11 protein-coding genes and 2 tRNA genes are annotated in these 11,364 nt (G+C 62.2%); 10 read left to right on the top strand and 3 right to left on the bottom strand.

Annotation, left to right across the window (positions count from 1 at the left end):
• The first annotated feature begins 9 nt into the window (after nt 1–9).
• The 5 genes from gyrB (at nt 10) to EDD25_RS09510 (ending at nt 5,282) form a co-directional block, all read left to right on the top strand.
• Nucleotides 10–1,986 carry a DNA topoisomerase (ATP-hydrolyzing) subunit B gene (gene gyrB, locus EDD25_RS09490; RefSeq protein ID WP_134173057.1) on the top strand — a complete coding sequence of 659 codons (1,977 nt, stop codon included), beginning with the start codon at nt 10–12 and terminating at the stop codon, nt 1,984–1,986.
• A gap of 82 nt (nt 1,987–2,068) precedes the next feature.
• Nucleotides 2,069–4,594 carry a DNA gyrase subunit A gene (gene gyrA / locus EDD25_RS09495; protein ID WP_241986456.1) on the top strand — a complete coding sequence of 842 codons (2,526 nt, stop codon included), beginning with the start codon at nt 2,069–2,071 and terminating at the stop codon, nt 4,592–4,594.
• A complete protein-coding gene (locus EDD25_RS09500) occupies nt 4,587–4,991 on the top strand; it encodes a DUF3566 domain-containing protein (protein ID WP_134173059.1) in 405 nt (134 codons plus the stop codon). The genes gyrA and EDD25_RS09500 overlap by 8 nt, the downstream gene beginning before the upstream one ends.
• Before the next feature lie 97 nt (nt 4,992–5,088).
• Nucleotides 5,089–5,162 (top strand) — tRNA-Ile (locus tag EDD25_RS09505).
• A 47-nt stretch (nt 5,163–5,209) separates the two neighbouring features.
• Nucleotides 5,210–5,282: transfer RNA gene (locus tag EDD25_RS09510), tRNA-Ala, on the top strand.
• 161 nt (nt 5,283–5,443) lie between these two features.
• On the opposite strand, the gene EDD25_RS09515 is transcribed toward EDD25_RS09510, so the two are convergent.
• Nucleotides 5,444–5,971, bottom strand: a complete 528-nt coding sequence (locus EDD25_RS09515) for a hypothetical protein (protein WP_134173060.1) — start codon at nt 5,969–5,971, stop codon at nt 5,444–5,446.
• 111 nt (nt 5,972–6,082) lie between these two features.
• Between EDD25_RS09515 and EDD25_RS09520 the strand changes: the two genes are divergently transcribed.
• Both EDD25_RS09520 and EDD25_RS09525 read left to right on the top strand, forming a co-directional pair.
• Complete coding sequence (locus EDD25_RS09520; RefSeq protein WP_134173061.1) at nt 6,083–6,622, top strand: peptidylprolyl isomerase; 540 nt, start codon at nt 6,083–6,085, stop codon at nt 6,620–6,622.
• A 164-nt stretch (nt 6,623–6,786) separates the two neighbouring features.
• The gene (locus EDD25_RS09525; RefSeq protein ID WP_338419626.1) at nt 6,787–7,485 is read left to right on the top strand and encodes a rhomboid family intramembrane serine protease; all 699 of its coding nucleotides are present in this window, start codon (nt 6,787–6,789) and stop codon (nt 7,483–7,485) included.
• A 107-nt stretch (nt 7,486–7,592) separates the two neighbouring features.
• Here EDD25_RS09525 and EDD25_RS09530 read toward each other — a convergent pair whose 3' ends face one another.
• Nucleotides 7,593–7,838, bottom strand: coding sequence for a cell division protein CrgA (locus tag EDD25_RS09530; RefSeq protein WP_134173063.1), 246 nt, complete (start codon nt 7,836–7,838; stop codon nt 7,593–7,595).
• 118 nt (nt 7,839–7,956) lie between these two features.
• Here EDD25_RS09530 and EDD25_RS09535 point away from each other — a divergent pair, with 118 nt between their 5' ends.
• From EDD25_RS09535 to EDD25_RS09540, 3 genes are read left to right on the top strand one after another with little or no spacing between them, the layout of a single operon-like run.
• Nucleotides 7,957–8,775: a class E sortase gene (locus tag EDD25_RS09535; RefSeq protein ID WP_134173064.1), complete on the top strand. Its 819-nt coding sequence runs from the start codon at nt 7,957–7,959 to the stop codon at nt 8,773–8,775.
• 9 nt (nt 8,776–8,784) lie between these two features.
• Nucleotides 8,785–8,946: a hypothetical protein gene (locus tag EDD25_RS17520; RefSeq protein WP_166671254.1), complete on the top strand. Its 162-nt coding sequence runs from the start codon at nt 8,785–8,787 to the stop codon at nt 8,944–8,946.
• On the top strand, nt 8,943–9,581 hold the full coding sequence (locus tag EDD25_RS09540; protein WP_134173065.1) for an anthranilate synthase component II: 639 nt from the start codon (nt 8,943–8,945) through the stop codon (nt 9,579–9,581). The genes EDD25_RS17520 and EDD25_RS09540 overlap by 4 nt, the downstream gene beginning before the upstream one ends.
• A 31-nt stretch (nt 9,582–9,612) precedes the next feature.
• Here EDD25_RS09540 and pknB read toward each other — a convergent pair whose 3' ends face one another.
• Nucleotides 9,613–11,310, bottom strand: coding sequence for a Stk1 family PASTA domain-containing Ser/Thr kinase (pknB, locus tag EDD25_RS09545; RefSeq protein ID WP_134173066.1), 1,698 nt, complete (start codon nt 11,308–11,310; stop codon nt 9,613–9,615).
• Nucleotides 11,311–11,364: the final 54 nt, after the last annotated feature.

Raw genomic sequence — 11,364 nt, forward strand, 5'->3', positions numbered from 1 at the left:
AAATTTCAGATGACAGTTGAACCGACGCCCATGCCGGAGCACGAATACGGTGCAGACGACATCCAGGTTCTCGAAGGACTTGAAGCCGTTCGCAAGCGACCTGGAATGTACATCGGTTCCACTGGTCCCCGTGGTCTACATCACCTCGTGTACGAAATTGTTGACAACTCTGTCGACGAAGCTCTCGCGGGCCACTGCGACCTGATCGATATTCGCATCCTGGCGGATGGCGCGGTGCGCGTCGAAGACAACGGTCGTGGTATTCCCGTTGATATTCACCGCAAAGAGGGTCGCTCGACCGTTGAGGTAGTACTCACGGTTTTGCACGCCGGTGGAAAATTTGGCGGTGGCGGCTATTCCGTCTCCGGTGGATTGCACGGCGTCGGTAGCTCCGTGGTGAATGCGCTGTCCTCGCGCCTCGAGGTTGAGGTACGCCGTCAGGGCCACGTCTGGCGCCAGTCATTTGCTGACGGCGTGCCCGACGCTCCCCTGGCCAAGGGCGAGGAATCCACTGAAACGGGCACCACGATAACGTTCTGGCCGAGCGCCGAGACGTTCGAGACCGTTGAGTTCGACTATGAGACGCTGCGCGCGCGGTTCCAGCAGATGGCGTTCCTCAATAAGGGTCTGCACCTCAAGATCAGCGACGAGCGTCCGGACCACGCGGACGACAACGGCGAGGTCGTCACCAACGCGTTCATGTATGAGCAGGGGCTCGTCGACTACGTGCAATACCTCAACCGCTCCAAGAAGGCCGACCTCGTCAACGACGAGATCATCTCCTTCGAGTGGGAGGACCACGATAAGAAGATGGCCCTTGAGGTGGCCATGCAGTGGACCACCGCATACACCGAGAGCGTTCACACGTACGCGAACACCATCAACACCCACGAGGGCGGCACCCACGAAGAGGGTTTCCGCGCCGCTCTGACCACGCTCGTCAACAGGTACGCGCGTGAAAAGGGCATCCTGAAAGAAAAGGATGACAACCTCACCGGTGATGATGTGCGCGAGGGCCTAACAGCCGTCGTGTCGATCAAACTCGCCGAGCCGCAGTTCGAAGGCCAGACGAAGACCAAGCTCGGCAACACCGAGGCCAAGACCTTCGTACAGCGCGTCGCCGGCGAACAGCTCTCACACTGGTTCAACATGAACCCGAATCCCGCCCGCGAAATCATTCGCAAGGCCCTGCAGGCCAGCAACGCCCGCATGGCTGCCCGCAAGGCCCGCGAGACGGCACGCCGCAAGGGCCTGCTTGAGGGCGGGGGGATGCCGGGCAAGCTCAAGGACTGCCAGAGCAAGGATCCCTCCCTCTCGGAAATCTTCATCGTTGAGGGTGACTCGGCCGGTGGATCCGCCGTGCAGGGTCGTAACCCCGAGACGCAGGCGATCCTCCCTCTCCGCGGCAAGATCCTCAACGTGGAGAAGGCTCGCCTCGACCGTGCCCTCGGTAACAACGAGGTCCAGGCCATGATCACGGCCTTCGGCGCCGGAATCGGCGAAGAGTTCAACCCCGACAAGGTGCGGTACCACAAGATCGTTTTGATGGCCGACGCCGATGTTGACGGTCAGCACATCACGACCCTGCTCCTCACGCTCCTCTTCCGCTACATGCGCCCGCTGATCGACCTGGGCTACGTGTACCTTGCCCAGCCGCCCCTGTACCGCCTCAAGTGGTCCAATTCACCCCACGAGTACGTGTACTCGGACCGTGAACGCGATGCACTGCTTGCCGATGGCGCCGCCGCCGGCAAGCGCATCCCGAAAGACAACGGGATCCAGCGCTACAAGGGCCTCGGCGAGATGGACTACAAGGAGCTGTGGGAGACCACGATGGCCCCCGAGTCCCGCACCCTGCTGCAGGTCACGCTTGACGACGCTGCCGCCGCTGACGAAATCTTCTCCACCCTGATGGGCGAAGACGTCGAGTCTCGACGGAACTTCATCCAGAAGAATGCAAAGGACGTGCGTTTCCTTGACATCTGATGACACCGACCTGCCTGAGGCTGCGAACACCGAGACCGGCAACACGGTCGAGGCAGCGGATGCCGCGGCTGCGGCCGCTCACCTGACTCGCCACGGCAAGATCGACCAGATCGATCTCCAATTGGAGATGCAGCGCTCCTACCTCGACTACGCCATGAGCGTGATCGTGGGCCGAGCCCTGCCCGACGTGCGTGACGGAATGAAGCCCGTGCACCGTCGCGTGATCTACGCCATGTTCGACGGTGGCTATCGGCCGGACAAGGCCTTCTCCAAATGCGCTCGCGTCGTCGGCGACGTGATGGGCCAGTTCCACCCGCACGGTGACTCGTCCATCTACGACGCGCTCGTACGCCTCGTACAGCCCTGGAGCCTGCGCTACCCGCTCGCCCTTGGCCAGGGCAACTTCGGTTCCCCCGGCAACGACGGTGCTGCCGCCCCTCGATACACCGAAACGAAGATGGCGCCGCTCGCCCTCGAAATGGTTCGCGATATCGACGAGAACACCGTCGATTTTCAGGACAACTACGACGGCCGCACGCTCGAGCCCACGGTTCTTCCCGCCCGCTTCCCGAACCTGCTGGTCAACGGCTCTGTCGGAATCGCGGTGGGAATGGCCACCAACATCCCTCCGCACAACCTGCGGGAGGTCGCTTCCGGTGCCCAGTGGTACCTCGATAACCCCGAGGCGACCCGCGAGGAGCTTCTCGAGGCCCTCATTCAGCGCATCAAGGGCCCCGACTTCCCCACCGGTGCACAGATCCTCGGAGTCAAGGGCGTTCACGACGCCTACCGCACGGGCCGCGGGTCCATCACGATGCGTGCCGTCGTGAGCATCGAGGAACTCCAGGGTCGCAACTGCCTCGTCATCACCGAGCTGCCGTACCAGGTGAACCCCGACAACCTCGCGATCAAGATCGCTGATCTGGTGAAGGATGCCAAGATCACCGGCATTGCCGACATCCGCGACGAGACCAGCGGGCGAACCGGCCAGCGCCTCGTGATCGTGCTCAAGCGCGACGCCGTAGCCAAGGTTGTGCTCAACAACCTCTATAAGCACACGCAATTGCAGGAGAACTTCGGCGCGAACATGCTCGCCATCGTGGACGGTGTGCCCCGCACGCTGGCCATTGACGGCTTCATCTCCGCCTGGGTTGCGCACCAGATCGAGGTGATCGTTCGGCGTACCCAGTTCCGCCTCAACAAGGCGGAGGCCGAGGCGCACATCCTGCGCGGCTACCTCAAGGCGCTTGACGCTCTCGACGAGGTGATCGCGCTCATCCGTCGGTCAAGCACCGTCGATGATGCCCGTGAAGGCATCATGGCCCTGCTCGAGGTGGACAAGCTCCAGGCTGATGCGATCCTCACCATGCAGTTGCGTCGCCTCGCCGCGCTGGAACGCCAGAAGATCATCGACCAGGCCGCCGAACTCGAGCTGCAGATCACCGAGTTCAGGGCCATTCTGGCAAGCCCGGTACGCCAGCGCACGATCATCAAGGAAGAACTCGCGGTGATCACCGACAAGTTCGGTGATGACCGTCGCACCGAGATCATGCTCGGCTTCGATGGCGACATGTCCGTCGAAGACCTCATCCCCGAAGAAGAGATGGTGGTCACCGTTACCCGCGGTGGCTACATCAAGCGCACTCGCAGTGACAACTATCGCAACCAGCACCGCGGTGGCAAGGGAGTCAAGGGCGCGCAGTTGCGTGCCGACGACGTGGTCGTACACTTCTTCGTGACCACGACGCACCACTGGCTGCTGTTTTTCACGAACACCGGACGCGTGTACCGCGCCAAGGCCTACGAGGCTCAGGAGTCGGGGCGCGACGCCAAGGGCCAGCACGTCGCCAACCTGCTCGCCCTGCAGCCGGGCGAGGAAATCGCGCAGATCCTCGACATCCGTGACTACAACGTGGCCCAATACCTCACGCTAGCCACCCGCGATGGTCTGATCAAAAAGACCGCACTGAGCGAATACGACACCAACCGCACGGGTGGCATCATCGCCATCAAGCTGCGCGAGGGTGACGAGCTCGTCTCCGCTCTTCTGGTCGAAAACGACTCCGATCTGCTGCTGGTTTCCCGAAAGGGCATGTCCATTCGCTTCACCGCCACCGACGAGGCCTTGCGCCCCATGGGTCGCAGTACCTCTGGCGTGATCGGCATGCACTTCCGCGGAGAGGATACGCTGCTGGACGCATCCGTTATTGATGACAAGGGATTTGTCTTCGTCGTGACCGAAGGCGGGTACGCGAAACGCACCGCCGCCGACCAGTACCGGCTGCAGAATCGTGGGGGTCTTGGCATCAAGGTGGCCAAACTCAACGAGGACCGTGGCGACCTCGTCGGCGCACTGATCGTCAATGCCCAGGACGAAGTTCTTGTGGTTCTTGCCAGCGGCAAGGTGGTACGCTCGCACGTCGCGGAGGTTCCGGCGAAGGGTCGGGACACCATGGGCGTCGTCTTCGCTAAGTTTGCGACGCAAGACAGAATCATTTCCATCGCCAAGAATAGCGAGCGCAATCTCGTGGTGGAGGAATCCGAAGTCACAGCTGACACTGCGGCACCGAATGCTGATTCGGGGAAAGTAGAATCACCAGATGAGTAGCGTTGCGGAAAAACTGGCAAAAAAGTCTAATCGAGGACCGTCGACGAAGCAGGTTCGCCTGAAGTTGGTGTACGTCGACTTCTGGTCGGCCGTCAAGCTATCGTTCCTGGTGGCGCTGTGCCTGGCTGTCGTCACCATTGTGGCGTCATTCCTCGTGTACACGGTGCTCGCGCAGACGCAGATCCTCGACAAAGCCGACACGCTGTACACGGACATTTCGGGAGCCTCTGCTGACCTGCTGAGCATTCTGTCGATCGGTAACGTCATGGGCTTTGCCATGGTCGTAGCCATCCTCAACACCGTTGTGATCACCGCACTCGGTGCGGTTTTTGCGGTACTGTATAATCTCAGCGTCAAAATCACCGGCGGACTTCTCGTCGGTTTCACCAACAACTAGGCATCAAAAGTTAGTTGTTGGGTTCCTGACACGCGCGGATGTTCCGCTCGATTTCAGGAATCGGGCAGATTCCGATAGTCTCGAATCTGCCCAACAGGGGGATATAGCTCAGTTGGTTAGAGCGCTTCACTGATAATGAAGAGGTCCCAGGTTCAAATCCCGGTATCCCCACGCACGTTGCTTTTGATTTTGTCTCCACAAAATTTCCGAGATTTTTCGGGGCCATAGCTCAATTGGTAGAGCGCCTGCTTTGCAAGCAGGAGGTCCGGGGTTCGATTCCCCGTGGCTCCACAAATAAAAAGGAATGCCTGGCCACGTGAGTGGCCAGGCATTCCTTCGTTAAGGCCCCTGGCCGGCGTGCTTCAACCGCCACAGGCGGCGTTCTGAGGCCTTAACGGCGCAAGGCCCCCATCCGGTGGCGAATGTGGGCCTTACGTGAGCTGGTGGGTCGCTCAGTCCTCGCGGGAGCTGCCCGGCTCGGCGTCCTCGTCGGAAACCCACAGCTCGTCATCGGCGCGGAACGTCTGCCACACGGCGTACGCGACTCCGGCTGCGGCCGCGATGGCCAACCCGATTGCCACGTAGGTTGCTGCCCCCGTGCTCTTCTGCTCCACCACGACGGGCTTCTGCAGGTGAATACGGCTCAGCGCGGCTCGTACGCGGGCGTCGCGGGCGACATCTCCGACGGACATGACCGTGCCGATTGCGGTGCCAATTCCCGGAAGTACGTCGTGCATAACGGCACGTCGAACATCCTGGGCCAGGCTCTGCGTGGCATCCACGCGGGGACGCACGTAGTGGTCGTAACTTTCACGTACGCGCGGAACGACTTCTTCTCGAGTGAGTACACCGGCCTGGTGGCCGGCCTCTCGTGCGACGGCGTTGGCGCGTTCCAAGACTTCTGCCTGGTGGCTCCATAGTTCGTCTGCGCTTTTGCGCAGCCGAATGAGTTCCTTGCGGCGCTTGCGTGACAGGCTCATCTGGACCCTCCATTGTTGTAGTACGGCGAATATGTCCATCTTGCCACTGAATCGACTGGGAGCGGTCTGGGTATCCGAATCCGTCAATACGGCTGTGCAAGAATTGCCATCATGTCTAAGCACACGGCTGTCGCCACCCTAAACACCACCCTCGGACCGATCAAGGTCAACCTGTTCGGTAACCACTCGCCGAAAACCGTGAAGAACTTCGTGGGTCTCGCGACCGGCGAGATCGAGTGGAAGCACCCCGCAACGGGCGTGAAGTCCACTACGCCGCTCTACGACGGCACCATCTTCCACCGCATCATCAAGGACTTCATGATCCAGGCCGGCGACCCGCTGGGCCAGGGCACCGGCGGACCCGGCTACCAGTTCGACGACGAGATCAGCCCCGACCTCGACTTCACGCAGCCGTATGTGTTGGCCATGGCCAACGCCGGCATCCAGGGCGGCCATGGAACCAATGGCTCGCAGTTCTTCATCACCGTGGTCCCCACCACGTGGCTGCAGGGCAAGCACACCATCTTCGGTGCTGTTGAAGACGAGGCCTCACGGGCCATCGTCGCGAAGCTCGCGACCGTCGCAACGGATGGCCGTGACCGTCCTCTCGAAGACGTTGTCATCGAGAGCGTCACCGTCGAGTCCGTCTAAGCACGAGCAATTCCGCACAGATGAGCGATCTGCCTGCCTCGGCGGCGAATTTTTGTTACCGCCACCCGGGGCGGCAGAGCCTTATCCTGTGCCAGCGTTGCGGGCGAACGATCTGCCCGGAGTGCCAAACGCAGGCCGCCGTCGGTGTGGTCTGCCCAGAGTGCATGAAAGAGCAGCGTAAGAACGCACCCCGCACCAAACCGGCCCTGCTCACGCGTCTCACCGGTGAGGGCAGGCCCACCGTGACCTCGGCGCTCATTGCCGTTACGGCATTCATTTTTGTGCTGCAGTGGGTTCCCGGTCTGGGCATTTACCAGCACTTCGCGTATATGCCGACCCTGACCGTGATTGAGCCCTGGCGCATGATCACGAGCGTTTTCCTGCATTCCCAGGGCTTCATCTTCCACATCCTGCTCAACATGTACATTCTGTGGATCTTCGGGCAGCTGCTCGAGAGACTGCTCGGCCGTGGCCGATTCCTCGCCCTGTACCTCGTCAGCGGATTTGCCGGCTCCGTCGGTGTTCTCGTCCTGTCGGCCTCCAACACGGTCGTTGTGGGCGCCTCCGGTGCAATCTTCGGGCTTATGGGCGCCTTCCTGGTGATCCAGCGGCGCCTTGGCGGTAACTCGACCCAGCTACTGGTGCTGCTCGGCATCAACTTCGTGATCGGCTTCATCCCCGGCCTCAACATTGCCTGGCAGGCGCACCTCGGCGGACTCCTCGCGGGAGCCGCGATGGGACTCATCTTCATGCAAACCCGCCGCTTCAAGCACCTGGGCGTGCAGGTGGCCCTGATTGCGGGTCTCACGGTTCTTCTCGCGGTAGTGGCCGGCGTGAAGGTGTTCAGCTACCTCAACGGTTAGCCGCTCACCCGACCGCCCAGTTATCCACAGGTTATCCACAATGGGGATAATTACATGGTTGTCATTAGCTGTTCATGTTCCCGTAGGACAAGGGGCAGAATAGGGGACTAGCGCCAGCGCGTCGTCATGAGGAAGCCGATGAAGGCGATGCCGAACCCGACCATGATGTTCCATGAGCCGAGGGCCGCGACAGGAAGCTGACTCTGGCTCACGTAGAAAACAATGATCCAGGCGAGGCCGATCAGCATGAAGCCGAACATGACTGGTTTGAACCAGACAGGGTTAGGGGCTTCCTCGCCGGAGCGGGCAACCTCGGTACGGGCGGGCTTGGTGCGGGGATTCGTTCGTGCCATAGATGCGATCTTACCGTCATCACGTGTGATGGGCTCCGGGACCCGCTCGGGCTGGCCGTTCCGTGCGTGTGCGGAGGGCAACGAAAACTCCGCGGGGCAACTTGAATAGACTTGGAGTGTGACCTCCATCGAACCCGACGCCCAGCCCACTCGCGGGCGCCGGGCGCGCCCCAGGGGACGCCACGGCGTGCGTCGCAGCGTGAGGGTCTTCGGCGTCATCGGGGAGCTGCTGATCACTGGTGGTGTTCTCGTGATGCTGTTCATCGGTTGGCAGCTCTGGTGGAACGACATGATCGTGGCCCGCGAGCAGTCCAGAGCCGCCGCGGCGATCAGCACGGGCTGGATTGACGAGGCTCGCCAGCACAGTGAGCAGGATGCCGCGCCGGCCGCGCCAGGCGAACCCGGCTACGGTAACCCGGTTGTGGCGACCGCCCCTGGCAATGCGCAGCCCTTCGCCGTGCTCTACGTTCCCCGCTTCGGGGCGGACTATCACCGCACCGTCGCTGAAGGTACCGGCCGTAACGTGCTCAACAGCACCACCCTTGGAATTGGACACTATCCGGACACGCAGATGCCCGGCGAGGTGGGAAACTTCGCTGTGGCCGCGCACCGCAGCGCGTACGGCGGAGGCATGCACCTGATTAATGAGCTGCAGCTCAACGATGCGATCTATGTTCAGACCGCAGACGGCTACTACACCTATCGATTCCGTGACATGGAATACGTGGCGCCGTCCAGGATCGAGGTGCTCTCCCCGGTGCCCAACGCCCCCGGTGTGGCTCCCCTTGACCGAATCATCACCCTCACGAGCTGCAACCCGCTGTACTCCACCGCCGAGCGCATCATTGCGTACGGCGTTCTCGAATCGTGGAAGCCGATATCCGCTGGGGCGCCCGCCGAGCTCGCGCCCATCATCGCCGCCCAGGCGCAGGGCTAGGAGGCTCTCATGTACGCAGCACTCTGGCGCATTCTTCCCGGACCGGTGTGGGCTCGCCTGCTCCTGGTTCTGCTTCTTCTCGCGGCGGTGCTCTTCGCACTCTCAACGTGGGTTTTTCCCTACATCGACCAATTCGTCACCAATCAGGAAGCGACGGTGGGCGGTCCATGACCCGCATCCTTGTAATCGACAACTACGACAGCTTTGTATACACGCTCAACGGTTACCTGATGGAGCTCGGGGCCGAGACGGTGGTCATGCGTAATGACGCCTTTGCCGCGAGTGAGGCGGCGGAGCAGCTGGCTGGGTATGACGGCGTACTGCTGTCCCCCGGGCCGGGCAAGCCAGCGGATGCCGGCGTGTCAGTTGCCATGGTGGGCGCGGCGCTCGAGTCCGGCATACCGCTCTTCGGTGTTTGCCTGGGCCACCAGGCGATCGCCGAGGCCTTCGGGGCCACGGTTACGAACGCCGAGGAACTCATGCACGGCAAGACGAGCCTCATCACCCACGACGGTAGCGACTTCTACGACGGCGTGCCCCAGCCGTTCACGGCCACGCGGTATCACTCCCTGGCGGTCGTGGATTCAACGGTCCCGCGTGAGCTCATCGTGTCGTCACGAACCCAGGGCGGCGTGATTATGGGCCTGCGGCACGAGTCCGCGCCCATCCTGGGTGTGCAGTTCCACCCCGAATCGGTGTTGACGGAGGGTGGCTACCGTATGGTCGGCAACTGGCTGGCCCTCGCCGGCCTGCCGGAAGCGAGGGAGACCGCCAAGGACCTCCACCCGCTGCTGCGCCTCGGCTGACCCCACGCGACTGGCGCCGCGCTGTCGGCCGCTAGCCGGCGCAGTACGTGAGCGTGATCTCTGAGTTCTGCGAAACGTCACCCGGGGCGAGTGACTGATTCGTCACGGGGGAGCCGCGCTCTTGTTTGCAGTCGTAATCGGGGTTCGGCTTCGCGACCAATCGCAGGCTTTCGCCGGCCAGCAGGTCCGATGCCGCGCTGAGGGACTGGCCCGTCATGTCGTTGAGGGTGACGAGGCCGCTCGACACCACGTAGTTCACCGTCACCCCGGCTGTTTCGGCGCTCTCTGGCGCTGGGTCAGTGCTCATCACGACGTTCGCGGCCACCGTGGGGGAGTTCTCCCTGGTGACCGAACCGGAAACGAGACCTGCGGCCTCAATCGCGGCCTGAGCATCCGCTATCGACTGGTTGAGCACATTGGGTACGGTCACCGGAACAGCGCCCGTTGAAACGAACACCTTGATGACCTCGGTGGGCTGAACCACCGTTCCCGCGGGGGGAACGGTGCGAATAACCTCGCCGACGGGCACGGTGGCGCTGCTCTCCTCGGCCCTGGTCGCTGCGAGATCGAGATCCAACAGGGTGTTCTGTGCCTGGTCGTAGGTCTGACTGGTCAGAGCCGGAATTCGGCGCGAATTGTCGGGGATGTCTGTGGAGGGCGTGAGGGTGTAGACCCAGAACATGACGGACACAACTATGACAACCACGGCCACGATGCCGGCCCAGACCCAGATGACCGGGGGACGCCTCTGGGTACGCACCATCGTCTGATCTTCGGTGAGCTGCTTGATGGCGAGCACGGAACCCGACTCAGGATTGGGCGCGGCGCCGAACAGACCGCCACCGGCCTCCTCGAAGGAACGACCGGTGGGAATGTGCCCCTGGCCGGCGGTCGACACGTCTGCCCGGAACTCGACCGCGCTCTGATAACGGGCGAAGCGGTCCTTGGCGAGAGCGTGCGCCACGACGTAGTCGAGGGCGGGAGAGACCTTCGGGTTGAGGGACGACGGCTTGACCGGCTCTTCGCTGACGTGCTGGTACGCCACCGCAACCGGGGTGTCCCCGCGGAACGGCGTGCGGCCGGTGAGCATCTCAAACAGCACAACGCCAGCGGAATAGAGGTCGGTGCGGGCGTCCACCGACTCACCCTTGGCCTGCTCGGGAGAGAAATAGGACGCGGTGCCGAGGATCGCGGTGGTCTGCGCCACCGTCGTCGAGGAATCTGAGATGGCCCTGGCGATTCCGAAGTCCATGACCTTGACCTGGCCGGACTTGGTGATCATGATGTTGCCCGGCTTGATGTCGCGGTGTACGACACCCGCTCGGTGCGAGTACTCGAGTGCCGTGAGAACACCGTCGATGATGCGCACGGCCTCCACGGAATCAACCGGTCCCTCGCTGATGATGTCCTTGAGGAGGCGGCCGTCGACGTGCTCCATCACGATGAATGGAATCTGCGAAACCGAACCCCGCTCGTCGGTGACCGTTTCCTCACCGGCGTCGAAGACGCGCACAATCGTGGGGTGGGCCATGCGAGCGGCGGCCTGCGCCTCCTGACGGAAGCGGGTACGAAAGGCCGGATCGGCCGCCAGTGACGACTTGAGTAGCTTGATGGCGACCGTGCGACCCAGGCGGGAATCCGTGCCAATGTGCACGTCGGACATGCCACCGCGACCAAGGAGGGCACCCACGCGATAGCGACCAGCTAGTAAACGACCGTCATCACTCAATGCGTAAACTCCCGAGCTATATGGACACAACGATCATTATTTTACCGGGTATGA

The sequence above is a fragment of the Cryobacterium psychrophilum genome, from assembly GCF_004365915.1.
GTDB classification, from domain to species: Bacteria; Actinomycetota; Actinomycetes; order Actinomycetales; family Microbacteriaceae; genus Cryobacterium; species Cryobacterium psychrophilum.